Origin of the sequence: Stappia indica (assembly GCF_001696535.1) — a bacterium.
In the GTDB taxonomy this organism is placed as follows: domain Bacteria; phylum Pseudomonadota; class Alphaproteobacteria; order Rhizobiales; family Stappiaceae; genus Stappia; species Stappia indica.
The window spans coordinates 657,053-679,709 of record NZ_MBQE01000003.1 but is presented as its reverse complement, the minus strand read 5'-3'; the positions used below and the strand labels follow the sequence as shown (position 1 = coordinate 679,709).

The 22,657-nt window shown below is 67.7% G+C and carries 22 protein-coding genes; 8 read left to right on the top strand and 14 right to left on the bottom strand.

Annotated elements, in window-relative coordinates:
• Positions 1-427 precede the first annotated feature (427 nt).
• Positions 428-1,456 carry a LacI family DNA-binding transcriptional regulator gene (locus tag BBX35_RS14390; RefSeq protein WP_067221363.1) on the top strand — a complete coding sequence of 343 codons (1,029 nt, stop codon included), beginning with the start codon at positions 428-430 and terminating at the stop codon, positions 1,454-1,456.
• 116 nt (positions 1,457-1,572) lie between these two features.
• Here BBX35_RS14390 and BBX35_RS14385 read toward each other — a convergent pair whose 3' ends face one another.
• The 3 genes from BBX35_RS14385 to BBX35_RS14375 all read right to left on the bottom strand — a co-directional run bounded on the left by BBX35_RS14385 (position 1,573) and on the right by BBX35_RS14375 (position 4,618).
• Positions 1,573-2,913 (bottom strand): TRAP transporter large permease, encoded by a 1,341-nt coding sequence (locus BBX35_RS14385; protein WP_067221359.1) that lies wholly within the window; start codon positions 2,911-2,913, stop codon positions 1,573-1,575.
• The gene (locus tag BBX35_RS14380) at positions 2,913-3,488 is read right to left on the bottom strand and encodes a TRAP transporter small permease subunit (protein WP_171901454.1); all 576 of its coding nucleotides are present in this window, start codon (positions 3,486-3,488) and stop codon (positions 2,913-2,915) included. The genes BBX35_RS14385 and BBX35_RS14380 overlap by 1 nt, the downstream gene beginning before the upstream one ends.
• Positions 3,489-3,586: 98 nt before the next feature.
• Positions 3,587-4,618: a TRAP transporter substrate-binding protein gene (locus BBX35_RS14375; RefSeq protein ID WP_067221353.1), complete on the bottom strand. Its 1,032-nt coding sequence runs from the start codon at positions 4,616-4,618 to the stop codon at positions 3,587-3,589.
• Between the two features lie 170 nt (positions 4,619-4,788).
• Here BBX35_RS14375 and BBX35_RS14370 point away from each other — a divergent pair, with 170 nt between their 5' ends.
• From BBX35_RS14370 to BBX35_RS14360, 3 genes are read left to right on the top strand one after another with little or no spacing between them, the layout of a single operon-like run.
• Positions 4,789-5,541 carry an SDR family NAD(P)-dependent oxidoreductase gene (locus BBX35_RS14370; RefSeq protein WP_067221350.1) on the top strand — a complete coding sequence of 251 codons (753 nt, stop codon included), beginning with the start codon at positions 4,789-4,791 and terminating at the stop codon, positions 5,539-5,541.
• Between the two features lie 29 nt (positions 5,542-5,570).
• Positions 5,571-7,271 carry an FAD-dependent oxidoreductase gene (locus tag BBX35_RS14365; RefSeq protein WP_067221348.1) on the top strand — a complete coding sequence of 567 codons (1,701 nt, stop codon included), beginning with the start codon at positions 5,571-5,573 and terminating at the stop codon, positions 7,269-7,271.
• 53 nt (positions 7,272-7,324) lie between these two features.
• A complete protein-coding gene (locus BBX35_RS14360) occupies positions 7,325-8,236 on the top strand; it encodes a DMT family transporter (protein ID WP_067221345.1) in 912 nt (303 codons plus the stop codon).
• Here BBX35_RS14360 and BBX35_RS14355 read toward each other — a convergent pair.
• The gene (locus BBX35_RS14355) at positions 8,190-8,993 is read right to left on the bottom strand and encodes an IclR family transcriptional regulator (protein WP_083206301.1); all 804 of its coding nucleotides are present in this window, start codon (positions 8,991-8,993) and stop codon (positions 8,190-8,192) included. The two genes, BBX35_RS14360 and BBX35_RS14355, sit on opposite strands and share 47 nt — an antisense overlap.
• Positions 8,994-9,292: 299 nt before the next feature.
• Here BBX35_RS14355 and BBX35_RS14350 point away from each other — a divergent pair, with 299 nt between their 5' ends.
• Positions 9,293-9,652 (top strand): DMT family protein, encoded by a 360-nt coding sequence (locus BBX35_RS14350; protein WP_067221649.1) that lies wholly within the window; start codon positions 9,293-9,295, stop codon positions 9,650-9,652.
• 18 nt (positions 9,653-9,670) lie between these two features.
• On the opposite strand, the gene BBX35_RS14345 is transcribed toward BBX35_RS14350, so the two are convergent.
• The 9 genes from BBX35_RS14345 to BBX35_RS14305 all read right to left on the bottom strand — a co-directional run bounded on the left by BBX35_RS14345 (position 9,671) and on the right by BBX35_RS14305 (position 19,468).
• A complete protein-coding gene (locus tag BBX35_RS14345) occupies positions 9,671-10,438 on the bottom strand; it encodes an SDR family NAD(P)-dependent oxidoreductase (protein ID WP_067221338.1) in 768 nt (255 codons plus the stop codon).
• Positions 10,435-12,165, bottom strand: coding sequence for an SMP-30/gluconolactonase/LRE family protein (locus BBX35_RS14340; RefSeq protein ID WP_067221337.1), 1,731 nt, complete (start codon positions 12,163-12,165; stop codon positions 10,435-10,437). The genes BBX35_RS14345 and BBX35_RS14340 overlap by 4 nt, the downstream gene beginning before the upstream one ends.
• Positions 12,141-13,130, bottom strand: coding sequence for an NAD-dependent epimerase/dehydratase family protein (locus BBX35_RS14335; RefSeq protein ID WP_067221335.1), 990 nt, complete (start codon positions 13,128-13,130; stop codon positions 12,141-12,143). Before BBX35_RS14335 ends, BBX35_RS14340 begins: the two co-directional genes overlap by 25 nt.
• Positions 13,130-14,236: an ABC transporter ATP-binding protein gene (locus tag BBX35_RS14330; protein WP_067221332.1), complete on the bottom strand. Its 1,107-nt coding sequence runs from the start codon at positions 14,234-14,236 to the stop codon at positions 13,130-13,132. Before BBX35_RS14330 ends, BBX35_RS14335 begins: the two co-directional genes overlap by 1 nt.
• Positions 14,237-14,239: 3 nt before the next feature.
• Complete coding sequence (locus BBX35_RS14325) at positions 14,240-15,070, bottom strand: carbohydrate ABC transporter permease (protein WP_067221329.1); 831 nt, start codon at positions 15,068-15,070, stop codon at positions 14,240-14,242.
• Positions 15,071-15,082: 12 nt separating this feature from the next.
• A complete protein-coding gene (locus tag BBX35_RS14320) occupies positions 15,083-15,991 on the bottom strand; it encodes a carbohydrate ABC transporter permease (RefSeq protein WP_067221327.1) in 909 nt (302 codons plus the stop codon).
• 88 nt (positions 15,992-16,079) lie between these two features.
• Positions 16,080-17,357: an ABC transporter substrate-binding protein gene (locus BBX35_RS14315; RefSeq protein WP_067221324.1), complete on the bottom strand. Its 1,278-nt coding sequence runs from the start codon at positions 17,355-17,357 to the stop codon at positions 16,080-16,082.
• A gap of 21 nt (positions 17,358-17,378) precedes the next feature.
• Positions 17,379-18,548 (bottom strand): mandelate racemase/muconate lactonizing enzyme family protein, encoded by a 1,170-nt coding sequence (locus BBX35_RS14310; protein WP_067221321.1) that lies wholly within the window; start codon positions 18,546-18,548, stop codon positions 17,379-17,381.
• Entirely contained in the window at positions 18,545-19,468 is a 924-nt protein-coding gene (locus BBX35_RS14305) for a dihydrodipicolinate synthase family protein (protein ID WP_067221647.1), read from the bottom strand. Before BBX35_RS14305 ends, BBX35_RS14310 begins: the two co-directional genes overlap by 4 nt.
• A 114-nt stretch (positions 19,469-19,582) precedes the next feature.
• On the opposite strand from BBX35_RS14305, the gene BBX35_RS14300 reads away from it, so the two are divergent.
• The 3 genes from BBX35_RS14300 to BBX35_RS14290 are packed head-to-tail and all read left to right on the top strand — an operon-like array spanning position 19,583 to position 22,133.
• Positions 19,583-20,548: a 2-dehydro-3-deoxygalactonokinase gene (locus BBX35_RS14300; RefSeq protein WP_067221318.1), complete on the top strand. Its 966-nt coding sequence runs from the start codon at positions 19,583-19,585 to the stop codon at positions 20,546-20,548.
• Complete coding sequence (locus BBX35_RS14295; protein WP_067221316.1) at positions 20,545-21,177, top strand: 2-dehydro-3-deoxy-6-phosphogalactonate aldolase; 633 nt, start codon at positions 20,545-20,547, stop codon at positions 21,175-21,177. Before BBX35_RS14300 ends, BBX35_RS14295 begins: the two co-directional genes overlap by 4 nt.
• A gap of 35 nt (positions 21,178-21,212) precedes the next feature.
• Positions 21,213-22,133: a DMT family transporter gene (locus BBX35_RS14290; RefSeq protein WP_141687863.1), complete on the top strand. Its 921-nt coding sequence runs from the start codon at positions 21,213-21,215 to the stop codon at positions 22,131-22,133.
• 39 nt (positions 22,134-22,172) lie between these two features.
• Here BBX35_RS14290 and BBX35_RS14285 read toward each other — a convergent pair whose 3' ends face one another.
• A complete protein-coding gene (locus tag BBX35_RS14285; protein WP_067221310.1) occupies positions 22,173-22,643 on the bottom strand; it encodes an L-2-amino-thiazoline-4-carboxylic acid hydrolase in 471 nt (156 codons plus the stop codon).
• Positions 22,644-22,657: the final 14 nt, after the last annotated feature.

Sequence of the window (22,657 nt, the reverse complement as noted above, 5' to 3'; positions counted from 1 at the left end):
CAGCAACCCTCCCTGCGGAGGCTTTATGCAATCGATTGCACGTTTTCGCCTGCCTTTGCCGGATCCCTAAAGTCCGTCCTGGATCCGGAGATGCCGGCCGCGACCTCCTCCGTCGCGGCACCGCGTGTCGAAATGCCCGCCAGTGGTCGGCCCGCGAGGGCCTTTGCGGCGAAGCTGCAAGTCGCATGATGGCGTCGGCCAGCCCCGAAGGGCCTGCTGGGCCGAATGCACGCCCGGGATTGCGGAAGCGCTCCCCCGGCAGATCGCATTGCGGCACGACAGCCATTGATCGATGCAATTTACGCAATCGATTGCATATCGCTATCACCCGATTTCGCATGCGTCAATATGGAATGTGCAATCGATTGCAGAATACCCCTGCGGCCGGTATATCATGAGACCGGATCGCAACCAGGCAGCGCGCGACATGAGAAAACGGCCCACACTCAAGGACATCGCCCGGGCAACGGGCGTGCATCCCTCGACCGTCTCCAGGGCGCTCGATGCCTCTGCCCGCTCCTCGCTCTCGGAAGAAGTGGTGGAGCGGGTGCGCGAGGCCGCCCGCACGCTCGGCTATCGGCCCAATCGCGTCGCCTTCAGCCTGCGCAAACAGAAGACCATGACGGTCGGGGTAATGATCCCCGACATCACCAACATGATCTTTCCGCCCATCGTGCGCGGCATCGAGAGCGTGATGGAGGCGGCCGGCTACGCCTCGATCCTGGTCAACACCGACAGCCAGCCGCGGCGCGAACAGCGACTGGTGGAGATCCTTCAGGAGCGCGGCGTCGACGGCATCATCCACACCGCCGTGCTGCGCAGCGATCCCGGCATCGTCGAGGCGGCACGCCAGGGCCTGCCCGTCGTGACGCTGAACCGACGCATCGAGGAAACCAACATCCCTTACGTCATCAACGACGAGGAGGAAGGCATCCGCCTCGTCTTCGACCTGCTGCGCCGGCAGGGACATAGGAGGATCGCGCATCTGGCCGGCCCGGCGGAGCTGTCCACCGGCCGGCTGCGGCTCAATGCCTTCCAGGCGATGGTGGACGCGGCGGGGCTCGGTCCGGACGACACGGTGATCACCGAGGCCGAACGGTTCGACGAGGAAGAAGGCCGGCGCTGCGCCGCCGAGATCCACGCCCGCGCACCCGGCACCACGGCGGTGCTGTGCGCCAACGACCGTCTCGCGCTCGGCGCCATGTCGTTCTTCCAGTCGGTCGGCCGCTCGTGCCCGAAGGACATCTCGATCACCGGCTTCAACGACATGCCGCTGCTGGAGTTGATCCCGCCGGGGCTGACGACCGTGCGCATCCAGCAGTTCGAGGCCGGCGCCATCGCCGCCCGGCTGCTGCTGTCGCTGATCGAGCGGCCGGACGAGAGCGTGCCGCAGGCGACGATCCTGCCGGTCGGCCTCGTCGAGCGCGGCACTGTCGCGCGCCCTGCCCTTGCCTGAGGGCTCGCCAGAACGGACCGCGCCGGACAAGCGGCTTCCGTGCAGGGACGAAAGCGCCGGTCCGGCGGCTTGGGAGGACTGGTCCGGCCACCGCCCGGCGGGCGGCGGCGTGACGGTTATTTCGCCAGGGCGAGCGGGATGTAGAGCGCGACCTGCGGCCAGTAGATCACTGCGGCCAGCGCGACGATCTGCAGGATCACGAAGGGAATGACGCCCCGGTAGATCGTGCCGATGGAAACGCCTTCCGGCGCGATGCCGCGCAGGTAGAACAGCGCGTAGCCGAAGGGCGGCGTCAGGAACGAGGTCTGCAGGTTCACCGCCAGCGCAATGGCGAACCAGATCAGCGTCTGCTCCGGCGTCAGGCCGAAGTCGAGCCCGGCCACCACGGGCGCGACGATGGGCACCACCACCAGCGTGATCTCGACCCATTCCAGGAAGAAGCCGAGAACGAAGACCAGCGCCATGATCATGATGATCACGACGTAAGGGTTGCCCTCGTGCACCGCGAAAAGATCCGCGATCAGCGCATCGCCCCCGAGCTTGCGGAACACGACGGAAAAGACGGTCGCGCCGAGCATCACGAAGATGATCATCGCGGTGGTCTTGGTCGTGTCGCGCAGGGCCGCGTAGAGCGTCGCCCAGTCGAGCTGCCGCGAGACCAGCGCCAGCACCATGGCGCCCAGCGCGCCGATGGCGGCGGATTCGGTCGGCGTGGCGATGCCGGCGACGATGGTGCCGAGCACCGAGACGATCAGCAGCACGGGCGCCAGCAGGTCGAGCGCCAGCGTTCCCGCGGCCTGCCAGAAGGGCTGCGGATCAGCCACCTCGGCCGGCGGCATGCGGTGCGGCTGGAAGATCGCGACGCAGACCAGATAGAGGATGTAGAGCGCGCCGAGCAGCAGGCCCGGCCCGACCGCCGCCATGAACAGATCGCCGACCGACACGCGCAGCTGGTCGCCGAGGACGATCAGCATGATGCTTGGCGGAATGAGAATGCCGAGCGTGCCGCTGGCGGCAATGAGGCCGGTGGAGATCTTCGGGTCGTAGCGGTTCTGCAGCATGGTCGGCAGCGCCATCATGCCCATCAGCACGACGGAGGCGCCGATGATGCCGGTCGAGGCGGCCATGACCACGCCGATGATGGCGACCGCGAAGGCGTAGCCGCCGGGCATGCCGCGAAACACCGAGGCCAGCGACTTCAATAGCCGTTCGGCAACGCCCGAGCGCTCCAGCATCAGTCCCATGAAGACGAAAAGCGGGATGGCGATCAGCAGCCAGTTGGTCAGCGTACCGGAATAGATGCGCGCCACCGTCGTCGACAGGAAGACGAGCGGAACGCCGGCCATGACGGCGAAGAGAATGCCGATGCCCCCGAGGACGAAGGCGACGGGATAGCCCGCGAAGATGCCGCCCATCAGCCCGAGCAGCATCAGCAGCGGCCAGAATGCGTCTTCCATCACGAGCCGGTCCTGTTCTTGGCAGAAGAAAAGTCGCCGCGCACCAGTCCGATCAGGGTGCCGATGATGCGGTTCACCGCCGCAAGCCCCAGCAGCGAAAAGGCGATGGGAATGCAGGCCTTGATCATCCAGCGGTCGATCATGCCGCCATAGGTCGAGCCCTCGCCCGTCACATAGGCGCGGTGGGCAAAGCGCGTTCCGAACCAGACGACGATGGCGCAGAAGGGCAGCAGGAAGATGAGGTCGCAGACCAGATCGACGATGGCCCGAGTTCGGGGCGAGAAGTTCGCGGCGAGGAAGTCGACACTCACATGGCTGCGGTCGCGATAGGCATAGACCCCGCCGAACAGCACCACCAGCGCGAAGACATGCCATTGCAGGTCGAGAAGCGTGTTGACGGTGATGCCGGCGTCGAACAGCGGGATGCTGGTGCCCCAGTCGGCCAAGCGATTGATGCCGAGCTTGGCGGCGAGCACTCCGGCGCAGACGGACAGGATCAGCGGCAGCACCAGCCATCCGACGATCTTGCCGGGAAAGGCGAGAACCTCCCCCGCCTTGCGGCTCAGTTCGGACACGGCGACCTCCGTAGGCTTGTGCGGCGTATCATTGCGAAAGGACGGCATCCTTCATGAGGATGCCGTCCGATCCGTTTGTTCCGAAGAGTTTCGGGAGATCAGCGCGGCAGGGCCTGCAGCTCGCCCCACTCGCCGACGCGCTCGATATAGGCGTTGAGCGAGTCGAGCGCCTCCTTGAAGATCGGATCCTTGGCGGCTTCCTCGGCCATCACTTCCTGGGACGCGGCACGCAGGGCGACCAGCACCTCGTCGGGGAAGCGCTTGATCGTGACACCGGCATCGCGGATCTTGCCGATGGCCACGGCCTGCTGGTGGATCTGGTCGCCCAGGTTCGCCGTGATGTTGGCCTTGCAGGCCTCGATCATGATCTGCTGCTGGCCTTCGGTGAAGCCGTTCCACACATCCATGTTGACGATGATGGAGTCCCAGCTCGACGGCTGGTGCCAGCCCGGGAAGTAATAGGTCTTGGCGACCTTCTCGAAGCCGAAGCCGATGTCGAGCTGCGGCGCGGAGAACTCGGTCGCGTCGATGCGGCCGGTCTCAAGCGACACGAAGATCTCGCCGGCCGGCACGAGCTGGGTGTTGGCGCCGAGACGGGCCAGCGCCTGACCGCCGAGGCCGGCGATGCGCATGTTGAGGCCCTTGAAGTCCTCGGCCGTGTTGATCTCCTTGTTGAACCAGCCGCCGGCCTCCGGCACGACGAGATGGCACGGGATGATCTTCACGCCATGCGGGTCATAGGCCTTCTGGATGATCTCCAGACCGCCGCCCTCGAACATCCAGCCGAGCGCCACGTCCGGGGTCGGGCCGAAGGGCATGGAGCCCACGAGGTTGGCGACGGGAATGGAGCTTGCCCAGTAACCGATCCAGTCGAAGCCCATCGGGATGGAGCCGTTGCTGACCGCCTCGAACACCTCGAACGGCGGCACGAAGTCGCCGGCGCCGTGCACCTTGATGTCGATGGCACCGTCGGTCATCAGCTTGACGCGCTCGGCCCACTTGACCGGGCTCTGGCCGATCGAGGGTACCTGCAGGCCGAAAACGCTCTGCAGGTCGTAGCTGTCGGCGAGCGCCGGAGCAGCCGTAAGCATGGTAGCCGCCAACGCGGCGGATGCGAGCCGTGCCTTCATCAGGACCTCCCTAACGCGCCCCGATACGGGGCGTCTCTTTGATCTTGTTTGCCGCGCCGTCCGGCGGCCTCCCGGCCCAGCGTTCGGCTTTTTTCAACCTCCCGCTTGCCTAACTCAAGTGTTATCTATAATCAAACGGATTAGCAATACACTAATTTAGGGAGAGGCCCATGATTGGAGTCGAGGGCTCCGCCGCCATCGTGACGGGCGCGGGACAGGGCAACGGCCGGGCAATTGCGCTGGGTCTTGCAAGGGCTGGCGCGCATGTCGCGGTCTGCGACATCAACGCCGACGCCGCTGCGGAAACGGCCGCTCTTGCCGCCGAGGCGGGCGTCCGATCGATGAGCGCGCAATGCGACGTGTCGGACCTGCAGTCCGCCCGCGCCTTTGCCGAGAAGACCCGCGCGGAGCTGGGCGATGCCCGCATCCTGGTGAACAATGCCGGCATTCTGAAGCGGCATCGTTTCGGCGATCCGGGCTTCGAGAGCGAGTGGGACCAGACGTTCCGCGTCAATGTCGACGGGCCGCGCAACATGGTTCTGGCCTATGCGGCGCAGCTGGAAGCAACCGGCGGGCGAATCGTCAACCTTGCCTCGATCATGTCGCTGTCCGCCGGCTTCGGCATCTCCGCCTATATCGCCAGCAAGGGCGCGGTCGGCCAGCTCACCAAGGCGCTGGCCCACGAATTCGCCCCGCGCGGCGTCCGGGTGAACGCCATCGCCCCCGGCGTCATCGACACGCCGATGACCGAGCACACGCGCGGCAACGAGGCGGCCATCGGCAAGTTCATGGCCCACACCCCGCTCGGGCGGACCGGCCAGCCGGACGAACTCGTCGGCCCCGTCCTGTTCCTCGTCTCGGACATGTCCAGCTACGTGACCGGCACCATCCTGCCCGTCGACGGCGGCTATCTGGCGGCCTGACCCGCCTCGCCTTTCAAGGAATTGCACCAATGAAAAAGCACAGCTGCGACGTTCTCGTCGTCGGATCGGGCGCCGGCGGCCTCGCCAGCGCCGTCTCGGCCGCGCACCGCCGGCTCGATGTCCTGGTGGTGGAGAAGGAGCCGGTCTTCGGCGGCACCACCGCCCGCTCCGGCGGGTGGATGTGGGTCCCCTGCAACGGCCCGGCCAAGCGCGCCGGCGTCGAGGATTCTCCCGAGAAGGCCCGCACCTATCTCCAGCACGAGGCGGGCGACTTCTTCGATCCGGCCCGTGTCGACGCCTTCCTGGAAGCCGGCCCCAAGGCGGTCGAGTTCTTCGAGGAGAAGACCTCGCTGCAGTTCGACCTCGGCCCGACCTTCGCCGACTATCACCCCGACGCGCCGGGCGGGATGCCGGGCGGGCGCTCCATCGTCGCCCGCCCCTTCGACGGGCGGGAGCTCGGCAAGGAGATCCGCCGTCTTCGCCCGCCGCTCGCCGAGATCACCTTCCTCGGCATGATGATCGGCTCGGGCAAGGAGCTGCTGCACTTCTTCCGCGTCACCAAGTCGCCGATCTCGGCCTTCTATGTCGCCAAGCTGTTCATCAAGTTCCTCAAGGACATGGCCTTCCACGGCCGGCCGATGCGCCTGGTCAACGGCAATGCGCTGGTCGCGCGGCTCGCCAAGTCCTGCTTCGACATGAACGTGCCGATCTGGACCCGTGCCGGCGTGCGCGAGCTGCTGCGCGACGAACGCGGCATCGTCACAGGTGCCATCGTCGACACGGCGGAAGGTCCGGTGGAAGTCACCGCGCGCAAGGGCGTCGTGCTGGCAGCCGGCGGCTTCCCGCAGGACGCGGTGCGCCGCAAGGAGCTGTTCCCGCATTCCCCGTCCGGCCACGAGCATGTCTCGCCGGCGCCTCCGGGCAACACCGGCGACGGCCTGCGCCTCGGCTCGGCAGTGGGCGCCGCCATCAAGGACGACCTGCCCAACAACGCGGCCTGGGTGCCGGTGTCGCGCCCCCCGCGCCGCGACGGCACGCTGGGCGTCTTCCCGCATTTCGTCGATCGCTCCAAGCCCGGCGTCATCGCGGTGACCCGGTCGGGCAAGCGCTTCGTCAACGAGGCGGATTCCTACCACGACTTCTGCCAGGCGATGCGCAAGGCCTGCGAGGCCGAGGGCGGCGAGATCTGCGCCTACTTCATCGCCGACCACAAGACGCTGCGCAAATACGGCCTCGGCTTTGTCAAGCCGGCGCCGGTGCCCTATCGCGGCCTGATCCGCTCCGGCTACCTGTTCGAAGGCAAGAGCCTGCGCGAGCTGGCCGAGAAGATCGGCGCGGACGGGGCGCAGCTCGAGCGGACCGTCGCCACCTTCAACGAGCATGCGCGCAAGGGCGAGGATCCGGAGTTCCACAAGGGCTCGACCTCCTACAACCGCTCGCTCGGCGATCCCGAGCACCAGCCCAACCCCTGCGTCGCGCCAGTCGAGAACGGCCCGTTCTACGCGGTCAAGCTGGTGATCGGCGATCTCGGCACCTTCGCCGGCCTCAAGACCGACGAGAATGCCCGCGTGCTGGACGAGGCAGGCCGGCCGATCGCCGGGCTCTATGCCGCCGGCAACGATGCGCTCAGCATCATGGGCGGCAATTATCCGGGCGGCGGCATCACCCTCGGCCCGGCCATTACCTTCGGCTACATCGCCGCGCGCCACATGGCCGGGGCCAACGACTGACCATGCCCCCCATTGCAAGGGACACAGGCGGCCCGGGACAACCGGGCCGCCTTTTGCCGGGTATCCTGCTCGGACTTTCGGCCTCCATCGCCTGGGCCTTCTACAATATCGGCGTCGATATCGGCCGGTCGGACGGCTTCACCAGCGCCGACCTCGCCATCCTGCGCTATGGCGTCGCCGCGCTGCTGCTGGTTCCGGTGATGCTGTGGCGCGGCTCGCGGCTGGGCGGGCTTTCCCTGCCCCGCCTGGCGCTGATCACCGTCGCCATCGGCCCGCCCTTCGCCTTCCTGTTCAACACCGGTTTCGGCATCGCACCGCTGGCGCATGCGGTCGTGATCTCGCCGGGCATGACCATCATCGTCGCCAACCTGCTGCCGGTGCTGCTCGACGGGCAGAAGATGAGCCTCAACCGCAAGATCGGCATGGCCGTGCTGATCGCTGGCCTCGTAGCCATCGCGGCGGACAATGCACCGGCCAAGACGGCCGATACCTCGACGCTGGTCGGCGACCTGTGCTTCGTCGGGTCGGGCTCGCTCTGGGGGCTGTTCACCTATCTGATCAGCCGCTGGCGCCTTCCGGCGGTCGAGGCCATCGGCGCGGCCTCGGCAACGACCACAATCGTGCTGCTGCCCGCCTACCTGCTGTTCTTCGAGCCGGCGGCGCTGCCGGCCGCCAAATGGCTGGAACAGGGCTTCTATCAGGGCATGCTCGGCGGCAGCCTGGCGATCATCCTTTACGCCGCCGCGATCGGCCGGCTCGGATCGGGGCTCGCCGGCCTCTTCCCGGCGATGATCCCGCCGCTGGCGGTGCTGCTGGCCATTCCCATCGCCGGCCAGTGGCCGACGGCGTTGCAGCTTGCCGGCGTCGCCATCGCGGCGAGCGGGCTGGTGATCTCGCTCGACATCGCCGGGGCGCTGGTCAGGCGGGCGGCACGTGGCCGAGATCGCGCGACAGGTCCTTCGTGAACTCGATCAGTCGTTTCAGACAGGGCCCGTCCTCGGCGAGATCGATGAAGTTGGTCGGGCCGATCACCGTCACCGAAAGCTGGATGGTGCCGGTGTGGTCGAACACCGGCGCAGCGATGGCGCTGACGCCGGGGATCGGCGCGTCGCGGGTGATCGAGTAGCCCTTGGTGCAGGCGGAGGCGACTTCCTTGCGGAACGTCGCCTCGTCGACCATCGGGATGCCGTAGAGCGACGGCTCGACGCCCTGCAGCTCGGCGCGGGCGAGCGGTTCCGTCGTCGACCTCGGCAGGAAGGCGGCAAAGATCTTGCCCGTCGCCGTCATGGTCAGCATGAACGTGCCGCCGACCGCCACGTTGGAGTGGATGCGCGCCGCCGTCTCCTCGATATAGACGATGGTCGGGCCGTGCAGGCCCCAGACGCTGATCGCGACCATCAGCCCCAGTTCCTCGGCCAGCGCCGGAACCCGCCGCAACGTTTCGCGATAGGCGTTCTGGTTGCGCAGGCGCGTGAGGCCGAGCCACAGGGCGAAGGGGCCAAGCTGGTACTGGCCGGTCTCGGTCTGCTCGACCATGTTGATGTTGCGGAAGCTGACGAGATAGGGGTGCAGCTGCGCAGCGGCCATGCCGAGCGTCTCGGCAAGGTCCTTCAGCTTCAGCGGCCCGCCGGCCTGCGCCAATGCCATCAGGATGGCGCCGCCGGTCTCGACGGACTGGACGCCGCGCGGCGTGCGCGGCTTTGACGTTGCGTCGGCGCCCAAGCGCAACTCCTTCAACTGCCTTGCAGAAACGGGTCAACGGACGGACACACTCTTAGCCGCAATTCTCCCGCCGGTCGAGAATAACGCCCGCCGCATCCGCGGGTTAAGTGTTTCCTTCGGGCGGAGATGCTCTTGCCTCTTCCGCGCGCGGCAAACGGCGCTATGTTCCTGCCGTCGAATCGGTCCGCCCCCTGTCGCAGACGCCTTGCGCGCGACAGACGCCGGACACCCGGTCGATGCCGTACCGGACGCCCGCGCCGTCCGGCAGGCGTGTCCTTGCGCTGGCGGTGGATCCCCCGATGCCGTTTGCCAATCTCTCCTACGTGCCCTTCGCCACGATCGGCCTGCTGCTCGCCTCCAACATCTTCATGACCTTCGCTTGGTACGGGCACCTGAAGTTCAAGAGCTCGCCGCTCCTCATCGTCATCCTGGCGAGCTGGGGCATCGCCTTCTTCGAATACGTGCTGCAGGTCCCGGCGAACCGCATCGGCCACGGCTATTTCAGCGCCGCCGAGCTGAAGACCATCCAGGAGGTCATCACGCTCAGCGTCTTCGCCGTGTTCTCGATCTGGTTTCTGGGCGAGCCGCTGCGCTGGACGCATCTGGCCGGCTTCACGCTGATCGTCGCCGGTGCCGGGCTGATCTTCTACAAGCCGTGAGGGCCCATTTGCTGCCGTTCAATAGCCGCCGGACAGGACGATGCTCTCGCCGGTCATGAAGCTGCAGGCATCGGAGGCGAGGAAGATCGCCGCGCCGACCATCTCGTCTGCCTGCCCGGCCCGCCCCATCCAGTTGAGCGTGCGCACATAGTCGTCCCAGCCCTGCGGATCCGCTGCCTTGCGCCCCGCATTGCGGTCGGTGTCGACGAGGCCGGGCGCCAGCGTGTTGAGCAGCACCCCGTGGCTGGCATAGTCGCGCGCCTGGCTCTGGATCAGGTTGTGCTGGGCGGCCTTGGTGGCGGCATAGGCGGTGACGATGGCCTTGGGCCGCAGCTGGTTGATCGAGCCGATGCTGACGACCCGGCCCCAGCCGCGTGCGGCCATGCGCGGCAGGCCCGTCTGCAGCATCTCGACCGTGGAGCGCAGGTTGACGGCCACCTGCAGATCGAAATCCGCCTCGGTGAGATCGGCGAGCTCGGCATTGATCTGAGCCGAGGCATTGACGACGAGGATGTCGAGATGCCCGAGCCGGGCCTCCACCTCCTCCACCAGGCGGCGGCCCGCGCCGCGCTCGGCAAGGTCTGCAGCAAAGGCAAGAGCCGTGCCGCCGCTCGCCTCGATGGCGGCAACGGTTCCCACGGTCGCATCAATGCTCTGGCCGTGCACGACGACCGTGGCGCCGGCTCCGGCAAGGCCGACGGCGATGGCTGCGCCGATGCCCCGGCTCGAACCGGTGACGAGCGCAACGCGGCCGTGAAGTCCGAAAATCGTCTCGAGCGTGCTCATGCGGCGCCCCGGCCCTTGCGGTCGAACAGGGTGATCGGCACGCCGCTGAGGCCCGGCGTGCAGGCGAAAAGGCCGCCGGACAGCGGCGCCTCGGACAGGGTCGAGGCCGGCAGGCGCGTGCGGGCACTGGTGATGTAGAGCGTCGCCAGATCCTCGCCGCCGAAGGCGACGCTGGTCGGCCGGGGGACGGGCATCTCGATGCTGCGCTCGTGCCGGCCGTCCGGCAGGTAGCGGTTGACCCGCCAGCCGTCCCAGATCGCGCACCACACGCCGCCTTCCCTGTCGATGGCGATGCCGTCCGGGCGCCCCTCGCCTTCCGGGATGCGCGCAAGCACGCGGCGGTTGCCGAGGACGCCCTTTCCGGGCTCGAAATCATAGGCGTAGATCAGGCCCGGCACCGTATCGACGAAGTAGAAGACCCGGTTGTCCGGGCTCCATGCCATGCCGTTGCTGACCGAGATGCCGCTTTCCTTGCGCGTCACCGTGCCGTCGGCGCCGACCCGGTAGAGCGCGCCGCTCGGCTTGCTGGCATCGAGCCGCATGGAGCCGACCCAGATCGCCCCGCCGGGGCCGACCTTGGCATCGTTGAGCCGGTTCTCGGGGATGCCCGCTTCCGGGTCGACCAGCGGCTGCAGGGTGCCGGAGGCGAAGTCCAGGAACTCGATGCCGTCCTGTGTCGCCACCGCCAGCGAGCCGTCGCCGCAAGGCATGACCGAGCTTACCAGCTTGCCGGTCTCGCAAGTCTCGTTGAGGCCCGTTGCCGGATCGAAGCGGTAGACCGCCGGGTGCAGGATATCGACCCAGTAAAGGCTGCGTGTGGCCGGATCCCAGACCGGCGCCTCGCCGAGCTGCGCGCCCCAGGGCAACACGCAGGCGAGATCGTCCGGCGTCTGCGACTGGCTGGTGCGCGGGCGCGGGCGGGAGCTGATGGCGATGGCGCCGGCCGCGCCCGTGATCCTGCGGGCGGCGGCGATCAGCTCGCGTCCGACCGGGTGGATATGAGAGGCATCGAGCCGCGACGAGGGTCCCAGCGCAACCAGCGCGCCGATGGGCGTGCCGTCCTTGCCGGCAATGGCGACGGCGACGGAGTTCACGCCGTTGAGGTGCTCCTCATACGACACGGAATAGCCGCGCGCGCGGGTCAGCGTCAGGTCGGCCTGCAAGGCCTCCTGCGTGGTGATGGTGCGCGGCGTGCAGCGGTCGAGATGAAGGCGCTCGAGCAGTGCGCGGGCGAAGCCCGGCTCCTGGAAGGCGACCAGCACCTTGCCCGCGGCGGTGCAATGCAGCGGCACGCGCCGGCCGGTATCCACTCGCACGCCGAGACCATCGCCCGAGCGCTCATCGAGATACTGCACCTGATCGCCGTCGAGCCGGCACAGCGCCACCGTCTCGCCGAGCTCGGCCGACAGGCGCTCCAGTTCGGGCGCGGCCGCGGTCGGCAGGTCGAACGTGTCCCACACCCGGTGCGACAGTTCCAGGAAGCGCGGCCCGATGACATAGGTGCCACGCTCCTCGTTCTGACGCACCAGGCCGAAGGCGATCAGCGTGCGCAGGATGCGCGCGAAGGTGGGCTTGGGCAGGCCGGACTGGCGCAGCAGGTCGGCGAAGCGCAGCGGCGTCTCCGCATCGGCCACCATGTCCAGCAGCGTCAGGCCCTTGGCGAGCGCCGCCGTACCGGAGGGGACGTCCTTGCGGGCCTGGCTCAGGCCTGTGCTCGCGTCCGCCATGTCCGCGCCGCCTCCTGCAACATCCGATCGATCGTCCATTCCGGCTCGAACCCCAGCGTCTCGCGTATTTTTGCGTTCGAGGTCTGGTAATCGACGCCGGCGCCGGGCAGGTCAACGGTCACGACGGGCAATCCCGTGATTTCGGCCATCGCCGGCAGCGCCTGCGCGAAATCGACGGGCTCGCTCGCACCAAGGTTGAAGATCCCGCCGGCAGCCCGGTCCGATTCCAGCGCCAGAAGCAAGCCCTGCACCATATCTCTGGTGTCGGTGATGTGCATCCGGAACGGTTTGCCGGCGGCATTGCGGGCCAGCACATGGGCGGGCCGTCCGGGATCGGCGGCGCGCAGCAACTCGGCGACGGCGGTGTTGCCCATGCGCTCCTGCTGGCGGATGCGCGGTTGCAGGAAGAAGCGCGGACCGGAGAAGAAGCTGTCGGGATCGAGCAACTCGCTGGCATCCTGCGTATGGGAAAAGCGCAGGATCACCGTCTCGAAACTGCCGATGCGCTGGTGGAAGGAGACCAGATCCTCGCCCAGCAGCTTGGTCAGGCCATAGGGGCTGTTCGCCCGCAGCGGATGCTCCTCGGTGACGGGCAGGAACAGCGGCGCGTTCTCCGGGTAGACCTCGCCGGAGCTGGCGAAGACGAACCGGCGTACGCCGGCTTGCGCCGCCGCGTCGAGCAGCACCCGGGTTCCCTCGACATTGGCGCGGAACATCGCCGTGCGCTCGGCCGCCACCCAGGACATGAAGGCCCCCAGGTGCATCACCGCCTCGGTGCCGGCGACCGCACGGACACAGGCCTCGGCATCATCGAAACTGCCGACCACCTCGTCGAGATCGGAGCCCGATTGGTTCGGATTGGACGCGCGCAGGTCGAAGCCGCGCACCCGGTGGCCGGCGGCGCGCAGCGCCGCAACCGCCGCCCGGCCGACGCGGCCCGAGCTTCCCGTGACAAGAACCAGCATCAGCGCAGCGCCTTTTCGCTCATGGCATCGAAGAGGTGAAGTTCGGCCGGATCGAAGGACAGGACGAGATCCTGCCCCTCCGCCATCGGCCCGGAATGGGCGAGCCGGGCGATCAGGCCCTTCGACTTGTCGTCCTCGCTCTCGCCGGCCGAGACCATGTGCGCCCCGCCGTCGAAATAGACGTATTTCTCGGAGCCGAGGCTTTCGACCAGGCTCGGGCGCACGGTGAAGGTCGCGGGCCCCTCGCCGAGGCGGAAATGCTCCGGCCGGATGCCGGCGATGACGGTCGAGGCGCCGGCGAGCCGCGCCTCGTCGACGGCGATCCGGTTGCCGAACAGGGTGATGGTCGCCCCGCCTGCGGACCGCTCCACATCGGCGGAAAGGAAGTTCATGCCGGGCGAGCCGATGAAGCCGGCGACGAAGAGGTTGTCGGGCCGCTGAAACAGCGTGTCGGGATCGGCGATCTGCTGGATCTCGCCGTCGCGCATGATCACAACCCGGTCGGCCATGGTCATCGCCTCGATCTGGTCGTGCGTGACATAGACCGTCGTGACGCCGAGGCGCTGGTGCAGGGCACCGATCTCGGCCCGCATGTGGACGCGCAGCTTGGCATCGAGGTTGGACAGCGGCTCGTCCATCAGGAAGGCCTGGGGCTGGCGCACGATGGCCCGGCCCAGCGCGACGCGCTGGCGCTGGCCGCCGGACAGGTCCTTCGGGCGGCGTTCGAGATATTTCTCCACCTCCAGGGTGCGCGCGGCCTCCAGCACCCGGCGCTCGATCTCCGCCTTGGGCGTGCCGCGCATCTTCAGCCCGAAGCCGATGTTCTCGCGCACGGTCAGGTGCGGATAGAGCGCGTAGTTCTGGAACACCATGGCGATGTCGCGGTCGCCGGGGGCAAGGTCGGTGACCTCCCGCTCGCCGAGATGGATGTCGCCGCCGGACGCCGGCTCGAGGCCCGCCAGGATCTTGAGCATCGTCGACTTGCCGCAGCCCGACGGGCCGACCAGCACGATGAACTCGCCGTCCGCGATCTCGAGCGAGAACGGCTTCAGCACCTCGTGCGCGCCGTAGCTCTTGTGGACGTTTCGAATGGAGATATTGGTCATGAATTACTTCTCCGCGCCCGCGGTCAGTCCGCCGACCAGGTAGCGCTCAAGGAACAGGTAGATGACGATGATCGGAACGGCGACGAAGACGGCCGCGGCCGAGATCTCGTTCCAGTCGGTGCTGTACTCGCCGCGCATCGTCGTGATGCCGAGATTGGCGGTCCAGCTGTCGGGGGCATTGACGAGGAAGGTCCGCGCATAGGCGTAGTCGGCCCAGCTCAGCACGAAGGCATAGAGCGAGGTCGCCGCCAGTCCGGGCGTTGCCACGGGCAGCACGACCCGCACCATCGCGCCCATGGGCGAGCAGCCGTCGACCATCGCCGCCTGTTCCAGCTCGCGCGGGATCGTGTCGAAATAGCCCTTCAGCATCCAGGTAGTGAAGGGAATGATCAGCGTCGAATGCGCCAGCACCAGCGTCCACAGGCTGCCGATCATCCCGAAGTTGCGGAAGATCGAGAAGAGCGGGATCACCAGCAGCGTCGCCGGCAGCATCTTCGCCGTCAGGATGAACAGGCCGAGCGAATGGCCGCCGCGGATCGAGAAGCGCGACAGGGCATAGCCCGCCAGCACCGAGACCACCATCGACAGGGTGACCGAGCCGATGGCCGCCAGCATCGAGTTGAGCAGCCAGAGCGGGATCGGCCGCTCCTCCCAGACCTTGGCGAAGGTGCCCCACTGGGCATCGTCCGGCCAGAAGCTGGGCGGCAGCTGCGACAGGTCCGCCGAAGTGGAGACCGCCGTCACCAGCAGCCAGTAGATGGGAAACAGGATCAGCGCGCCGAGCAGGACGACGGTGCCGTAGAGCGCCAGGCTTTGCAGGGGTGTGCGGTTCATGGGGTCCCCTCCTCAATACATGGCGCGGGTCTGGCGACCGAGCATCAGCAGGCTCGCGACGACGCAGATGACCAGCGTGACGACGCCCACCGCCGAGGCATAGCCGAAGTTGAAGAAGCCGAAGGCCTGGTCGTAGGTCATGATCGACAGGGTCTGGGTCGACTTCAGCGGCCCGCCCTCGGTCAGCACCTTGATGATCGAGAAGTCGCGGAACACCCACAGGATGACCAGCACCAGGGTGACGCCGAGCACCGGCATCAGGAGCGGCAGCGTGATCCAGCGGAAGCGCTGGAAGACGTTGGCGCCGTCCACCTTGGCAGCGTTGTAGAAATCGGTCGGGATCGACTGTAGGCCGGCCAGCGTCATGATCGAGACGAAGGGATAGCCTTTCCAGATCATGGTGATCGCCACGGCCCAGAAGGCGGCGCCCGGCGTCGACACCCAGGCGATCATGCCGTCGGACAGGCCGAGCGTGACCAGCAGCCAGCTCATGAGGCCGAAGGAGCTGTCGAAGATCCAGGCGAAGATCACCACCGCGATCACTTCCGGCACCGCCCAGGGCAGCGCCATGGCGAGCCGGGCGAGCGTGCGCCCTCGGAAGCGGTTGTTGACCAGAAGCGCGGTCGAGACGCCGGTGATCAGGCTGCCGGCAGTTACGACGACAACGAGTTTCAGCGTCACCCAGCAGGCCATCCAGAACTCGCTGGAGGCAAAGAGCTTCTGGTAGTTCGCCGTGGTGAAGGGCGCGCGCGGGGCGCCCATGCGCGGCAGCTTGACCGCCTGCAGCGACAGGTCGATGGAGATGATCAGGGGATAGACGATGATCAGGCCGACCAGCAGCACCGCGGGGGCAAGCAGAATGTAGCCCAGCAGATGCTGACGGCTCGGCCTGGCCAGATCGAAGAGCCGGACTCGGGACATGCAACCTCCTGCCGCGGGCGCTGTGCCGCGGCGCAGGAACGAAAAGACAAGCCGGCCCCCGTGGCGGGGGCCGGCTGCGAATATGCGGTCAGCCGCCGTTCTTGATGGTCTCGGCCCGCTCCTGCATGACCTTGACCACCTCGGCCGGATCGAGATCCTCGATCAGCATGCGCTGGACCTCTTCCTGCACCATCTTGCCGAACTCGTTGTACTGGAGCTCCAGCCCGGTCGGGATGCGGTCGACGCCGGCGTCCGAGGCTGCCTTCATCGTCTTGATGAGCAGGGGGAAGTGCGGCACCTCCTGCTCGACGCCGGAGACGTCGGCAGCCGGGCTCGGCGGGGTGTTCTTGCCGATGGTGGCATATTTGCGCTGCCACTCGGGCGACATCACCAGCTTGATGAAGTCCCACACGAGCGCCTTTTCCTCATCGGAAATCTCGCTCGCCATGCCCAGCACGTTGGACGAGCCGCCGACCGGCGGGTTGAAAGCCGGCTCGGCGACCGCCGTATCGGCGGAGGCGGCGCCCTTCTGCATGATGCCATAGAGCCACGGGCCGTCGAGGCGCAGGGCCATCTTGCCGTCGGCGAAGAGCTTGCGGATATCGCCGGCGGACAGGTCGATGGGGGTGAGGCCTTCCTTGACGACGGTCTTCCAGCGGGTCAGGCCCTCGACCATTTGCGGCGTGTCGATGGTGATGTTGCCGTCCTTGTCGGTCCAGTAGGCGCCGGCGTCGAGGATGTAGCTCAGCATCTCGGTCAGGTACTGGCCGGCGCCGCCCTTGGTCTCGTGGCCGGTGCCGTACTGGTCGGTGATGCCGTCGCCGTTGAAGTCCTTGGTCGTCTTGCGGGCGACATCGAGGAACTCGGCATAGGTGGTGGGAACCGACAGGCCTTCCTTCTCCAGGATCGCCTTGTTGTAGGCCATGATGAAGCCGAAGTAGTTCATCATGATGCAGGCGGTTTCGCCGTTCCACATGCACTTGCCCTGGCCGGCCCAGCCGGCCATGTCGATGCCGTCCTTGTCGAGCCAGGGACCGAGGTTCTCCATCCAGCCGTTCTCGGCGAAGGCCTGGAACTCGAACGAGGCGAGATGGACGATATGCGGCGGCTGGCCGCCGGCGAACAGGGTCGTCATCGTGTCGGCATAGGCCGCGCGCTCGACCTTGGTGAACTCCACATTCACGCCCGGATGGGCTTCCTCGAAGGCGGCGATGGCGGCCTTCCACCAGTCGCCGGTGCCGGCATCGTCCACCTGCCAGGAGACGAACTTGAGCGTCGTGTCGGCCAGCGCCGGCGACAGCATGGTCGCCGAGAGCATGGCAGCTGCGGTCGCGGTCCTGACGAACCGTCCGAAAGTCGTGGTCATCGCGTTTCCTCCACTTGGCTTTTATATCCGCTGCATCAGCCGCAGCGCTTCCTCCGACGGACGCACTCCAAGACCCGGACCGGTCGGGAGGCGGTAGACGCCGTCCGCGCAGTCCATGTCACCTGCAAGGAGGCGCCGGTTAGGTTCGAAGATCGAATGCTGGAACTCGTGGCCGGTCAGCGTCGGCAGCGATGCGCTCGCCTGCAGGCTGGCGGCCAGGAAGATGCCGGCGCCGATGGTCGCATGCGGGATCACCTCGATGCCCCGCTCCGCCGCCAGCGCGCCGATGCGGGTGAAGTTGGTGATGCCCTTGTGCCCCATCTCCGGCTGGACGATGGCGATGCGGCAGCGCTCCACCCGGTGCCGCATGTCCCAGACCGTGCGCCATTCCTCGCCGACGGCGATGGGCACGTCCGTGCCCTTGGACACTGCCTCCAGGCCGGCAATGTCCTCGGTGTAGACCGGCGCCTCGGCGAACCACAGCCCGTGCGGCTTCATCGCCTCGATCAGGGCCAGCGCCTCACCTGCCGTCTGGTTCCAGTGCATGTCGGCGGCGATCCGCGCGTCGGGGCCGAGCGCCGCACGCAAGCTCTCCATCTCCGCCGCCGGGCCGTCGTCGGCGACCGGCGTCGCGAACTTGAACGCATCGAACCCGCGCGCCTGCCACGACAGGGCGAGCTCGGCGCGGGCCTTGCGGGTCGCCTCGGGCAGGCCCGAGACATAGGCGGGAATGGTCTTCGAGCGGTCGCCGCCCAGGAGCTCCGCCACCGGCTTGCCGGCGATCTGCCCGGCGATGTCCCACAGGGCGATGTCGATGGCGGCGAGAGCGTCGACGTAGAAGCCCCCCGTATAGCCGCGCACCCGCATCAGGTCGTAGAGGTCGTCGTAGATGGCCGACGGATCGGCCGGATCGCGGCCGATGGTGAAGTCGGCGAGCAGATCCTTGACGATCTCGGCAACGGCGCCGGGCGCGACGAGGCCGTAGGTCTCGCCCCAGCCGGTAACGCCGTCGCGCGTCTCGACGCGCAGCAGCACGCTGCGGTCGAAGGTCGGATAGACGGTGCGGTTGCCCTTGCGCACCAGATAGCCGCGCGCATTCGGCTCCTCGCCCTTGCGGGCCGTCCCGAGATAGGGCGTGTCCCGCGTCTGCGTCAGCGTGAAGACCTCGATGCTGCGGACAGCGTCGCTCATCGGGCGCCCCCGGCGGCCGCCGCCCGCGGGGCACCGATGCCGAGCGCGGCAAGGTTGGCGTCGATGTCCGAACAGGCCGGGCCGTCGAGCTCCGGCGTCGGCGCGCGCACGATGGTGTTCTCCAGAATACCGCGACGGACCATCACATACTTGGTCAGGCGCATCCGGTAGACGGCCTGCAGCGTCAGCAGCGGCAGGGTCCGCACATAGACCTCTCGCGCCTCGGCGATGCGCCCCTCGCGCCAGGCCCGGTCGAGCGCGACATGCTCGTCGGCGATCTCGATGGCCGGCATCGCCGCGCAGGCGCCGCGCGCATATTCATCGAGAATGTAACGCGCCCCGCCGCCGCCGATGACGCCGGCCAGCGTCTGCGGCCGATGGGCCAGCAGATGGCTGATTGCCGGCCCGGCCGGCAGGGTCTCTTCCTTGACATAGGCGATCTGCGGCACGGCGCGCGCCACCTCGACCAGCACCTGCGGCGCGATGTCAGAACCGCGCGGCGCCGGCGCGTTCTGCAGCACGATGCGCGCCTCAGGCAGACCGGCCGCGACCTCGCTGAAGAACGCCGTCACCGCCCCCGCCTCGCGCCCGATGGAGACCGGCGGCTGGATCATCAGCCAGGTGACGCCGACAGAGGCCGCCACGCGGCCATGAGCAATCACGTCCGCCGCGGTCGGCGCACTGGCGCCGGCAACCACCGGCACCTTGCCGCCGACCTCCTGCGCCACCAGGCCCAGCAACTCGGCACGCTCGCCCGCCTCCAGCTGCTCCACCTCGCTGGCAAAGCCCGGGAACACCACGCCATCCACGTCGCAATCGAGCGCGAAGCGCACCAGGCGACGCATCGCCTGAAGATCCACCTTCCCGTCTTGCGTGAAGGGCGTGGGGAGAACCGGAAGGATGCCGGCAAGATCAGCCATGTCGTCTATGTCCAATATGTGAGACTATGTTTCATAAATTGACACTATCTTGTTTCTGGGGCTAAGACAAGCATGAATGCTCGCCTGACCGCCGCTCCCCGAAAGGACCGATTCATGCCCTCCCCCTCCGCCCTCAATGCGCCGCATGTCGTCGTCGACTGGGGCACCACCTCCTTCCGCGCGGTGTTGCTCGCCGCCGACGGCACGCAGCGCGACCGCATCGAGACGGGCGACGGCATCCAGTTTGTGGAAAAGCACACCTTCGAGGATCGTCTGCTGGCCCTGCTCGCGCCATGGCTTGCGGCGGAAGGTCCGCTCGACATCGTGCTGGTCGGCATGGTCACCAGCCGCAACGGCTGGATCGAGGTGCCCTATGTCCCCTGCCCGTGCTCGGTCCAGGATCTCGCGAAAGGCACGATCACCCGCACTCTCGCCAACGGCTCGCGCGCCATCCTGCTCGCCGGCATCAACGATCCGGCCCGCGCGCCCTTCCCCGATGTGATGCGCGGCGAGGAGACCCAGATCGTCGGCTTCGGCCTGGAAAAGGACGCAACGCTCGTGCTGCCCGGCACCCACAGCAAGTGGGCGCGGGTTGCCGGCGGACGGATCTCGGGCTTCCGCACCTTCGTCACCGGCGAGTTCTTCGCGCTCCTGACGCAGCATTCCTTCATTGCCCGCGCGGCCGCCGGCTCGGAAAGCGCTGCGGAAGACATGGCCGCCTTCGAGCGCGGCATCGCTGACGGCTCGCCCGAGGCCGCGGAGGGCGATGCCATGCTCTCGCTGGTCTTCGCCGCACGCACCGGCATGCTCGCCGGCAAGCTTGCCCCCGGCGAAATTCGCGACTACGTCTCGGGGCTCCTGATCGCGCAGGAGTTCCGCCAGGCTCGCAATTGCGGCTTTTTCGCCAGAAGCGAGTTCAGCAAGGGCAATCGCATCGGCATCGTCGGCAATGACGGTCTCAACCGCCGCTATGCCATCGTCGCCCGCCATTTCGGACTGGATGTCGTGGAGGGGAGCGACCATGCCGCAATCGACGGCGCCCGGCAGATCCTCGCCGCGGCCAAGGGAGACCTGACATGACCTTGCGCGAAGCGCTCGCCGCCTGCCCGCTCATTGCCATCCTGCGCGGCGTCACCCCCGCGGAAGTCACCGATGTCGCCGATGTCCTGTTCGAGGCCGGCTTCCGCATCATCGAGGTTCCGCTCAACTCGCCCGATCCCTTCGCCAGCATCGGCAAGCTGGCGAAATCCCACGGCGAACGCGCGCTGATCGGCGCCGGAACGGTGCTCGAGCCTGAGCAGTGCCGACGGCTTGCCGATGTTGGCGGTCGGCTGATGGTCGCGCCGAACTACGCGCCCGACGTGGTAGCGGAAGCCCAGGCGAGCGGGCTCGCGACGCTTCCGGGCGTTGCCACCCCGTCGGAGGCCTTCGCCGCGCTGCGCCAGGGGGCTGACGCGCTGAAGCTCTTCCCGGCCGAGGCGATGGAGCCCCGCGCGCTGAAGGCCTGGCGCAGCGTCATGCCGAAGGACGCGCTGCTGCTGCCCGTCGGCGGCATCGACACCACGACGATGGCGCCCTGGTGCCAGGCCGGCGCCAGCGGCTTCGGCCTCGGCTCCTCGCTCTACCGGCCCGGCCTTTCCCTCGACGAACTTGCGGACAAGGCACGCGGCCTGGTCGCGGCTGCCCGCAAGGCCTTCCCCGGCACCTGATTCCCCCTCGTCCTCCCTTCGGGATTCCAACCGCCATGCCGTCAGATGCCGGCCGATTGCGCGATCACCTCAAATCCGGGCAGCCCCTCCCTGATCACGGCCCGCCGCCGCCCCCCGGCGACCGGCGGCCGCTGATCGAGGGCTTGCTGGCGACAGGCGCCGGCAACATCAACAATGCCTGCGTCAAGCTGCTGGCGGTGATGCCGACCAGCCAGCTGATCCTGCTGCGGGCGGTGGGCACGATCTTCATCCTGCTGCCGCTGATGATCCGGCGCGGCCTGCGCTGGCCGCCGCGCGTGGTGCTGGCGCGTGCAGCGCTGGAGGCCATCGCGACGGCCGGCTTGATGCACGCGCTCACCCTCGCCCCGCTCAGCTTCGTCGCCACGGTGATGATGACCATTCCCATCGGGGTCATGGCGATGAACTGGCTGCTGGCGGGCGAGCCCCTGTCGCCGCGCGGGCGCATCCTGCTGCTGCTGGCGTTTTCCGGCGCGCTGATCGCCACCGGCCCGGCGCTGGCCGGCAGCATGGAAGGCGCCCTCTCCGCTGTCGGCTCGGCCGCCTTCTACGTCGCCCGCGACATGCTGACGAGCCGGCGCGCCTCGAGCGTGCCGAGCCTCGAGCTGTCCTTCACCGCCAGCGTCGCGACGCTGATCCTGGCGCTTGCCATGGGGGTCCTCAGCGACTGGCGACCGCTGGTCGCGGGCGAGACGGGCATCATCGCGGCGATGATCGTCTTCTACATCCTCAGCAACCTGCTGATCGCCTCAGCGACACGGGCCCGCCATTCGACCATGGTCGCCGCCACCCGCTACTCGGCGGTCATCTGGGCCGCCCTGTTCGATCTGGTGCTGTTCGACCTGCCGCCGCGCCCGCTGACGCTGGTCGGCGCCGCACTGATCGCCGCCTGCGGCATCGGCCTCGTCTTGACCGAAAGAAAACGGCGCGGCCCGTGAGAGCCGCGCCGTCGTGTCGAAACAGGAAAGCGGAGAGGCTTACTCGGCCGCCGGCTTCAGCCGGTAGCGGAAGTCGCAATGGGACGCGCCCTTCATGATCGTCTGGGTGCGCGTCAGCTCCATCTTCGGATTGTAGCCGATGCAGAAGTCGCCATCGCGATTGCAGGAGAGCAGGTGGCCGATATCGCCGAGCCCCATCTCCTTGTAGACCTCGGAATAGCGGCAGCGCTTGACGTTGAAGTCGAGCCGGTCCGGCCCCTTCTCCAGCACCTCGATCTGCAGCGCGTCGTCCATCTGCCACAGCGGCAGCAGGTCGGCGAAGTTCTCGAGGTTGGGCTCCTGCGGCTCCTTCTCCCGGAACTCCTTGCCCTGCGCGATGGCGGAGTTGGAGACGGCCTCGCCGATCACCTTTTCCGCTTCCTCGCGCCCGTGCCGCTCCACCAGCACATCGAAGACGTGCTTGAGGACCGCGGCCTCGATGCGGCGTTTCTCGATCATCGGCAGCGTCATCGTGGATCCCTCTT

Bases quoted from the DNA above. Each gene is read 5' to 3' on its own strand.
- BBX35_RS14390 (WP_067221363.1), top strand. From the start codon at position 428: ATGAGAAAACGGCCCACACTCAAGGACATCGCCCGGGCAACGGGCGTG.
- BBX35_RS14385 (WP_067221359.1), bottom strand. From the start codon at position 2,913: ATGGAAGACGCATTCTGGCCGCTGCTGATGCTGCTCGGGCTGATGGGC.
- BBX35_RS14375 (WP_067221353.1), bottom strand. From the start codon at position 4,618: ATGAAGGCACGGCTCGCATCCGCCGCGTTGGCGGCTACCATGCTTACG.
- BBX35_RS14370 (WP_067221350.1), top strand. From the start codon at position 4,789: ATGATTGGAGTCGAGGGCTCCGCCGCCATCGTGACGGGCGCGGGACAG.
- BBX35_RS14365 (WP_067221348.1), top strand. From the start codon at position 5,571: ATGAAAAAGCACAGCTGCGACGTTCTCGTCGTCGGATCGGGCGCCGGC.
- BBX35_RS14350 (WP_067221649.1), top strand. From the start codon at position 9,293: ATGCCGTTTGCCAATCTCTCCTACGTGCCCTTCGCCACGATCGGCCTG.
- BBX35_RS14345 (WP_067221338.1), bottom strand. From the start codon at position 10,438: ATGAGCACGCTCGAGACGATTTTCGGACTTCACGGCCGCGTTGCGCTC.
- BBX35_RS14340 (WP_067221337.1), bottom strand. From the start codon at position 12,165: ATGGCGGACGCGAGCACAGGCCTGAGCCAGGCCCGCAAGGACGTCCCC.
- BBX35_RS14335 (WP_067221335.1), bottom strand. From the start codon at position 13,130: ATGCTGGTTCTTGTCACGGGAAGCTCGGGCCGCGTCGGCCGGGCGGCG.
- BBX35_RS14330 (WP_067221332.1), bottom strand. From the start codon at position 14,236: ATGACCAATATCTCCATTCGAAACGTCCACAAGAGCTACGGCGCGCAC.
- BBX35_RS14325 (WP_067221329.1), bottom strand. From the start codon at position 15,070: ATGAACCGCACACCCCTGCAAAGCCTGGCGCTCTACGGCACCGTCGTC.
- BBX35_RS14320 (WP_067221327.1), bottom strand. From the start codon at position 15,991: ATGTCCCGAGTCCGGCTCTTCGATCTGGCCAGGCCGAGCCGTCAGCAT.
- BBX35_RS14315 (WP_067221324.1), bottom strand. From the start codon at position 17,357: ATGACCACGACTTTCGGACGGTTCGTCAGGACCGCGACCGCAGCTGCC.
- BBX35_RS14310 (WP_067221321.1), bottom strand. From the start codon at position 18,548: ATGAGCGACGCTGTCCGCAGCATCGAGGTCTTCACGCTGACGCAGACG.
- BBX35_RS14305 (WP_067221647.1), bottom strand. From the start codon at position 19,468: ATGGCTGATCTTGCCGGCATCCTTCCGGTTCTCCCCACGCCCTTCACG.
- BBX35_RS14300 (WP_067221318.1), top strand. From the start codon at position 19,583: ATGCCCTCCCCCTCCGCCCTCAATGCGCCGCATGTCGTCGTCGACTGG.
- BBX35_RS14295 (WP_067221316.1), top strand. From the start codon at position 20,545: ATGACCTTGCGCGAAGCGCTCGCCGCCTGCCCGCTCATTGCCATCCTG.
- BBX35_RS14290 (WP_141687863.1), top strand. From the start codon at position 21,213: ATGCCGTCAGATGCCGGCCGATTGCGCGATCACCTCAAATCCGGGCAG.
- BBX35_RS14285 (WP_067221310.1), bottom strand. From the start codon at position 22,643: ATGACGCTGCCGATGATCGAGAAACGCCGCATCGAGGCCGCGGTCCTC.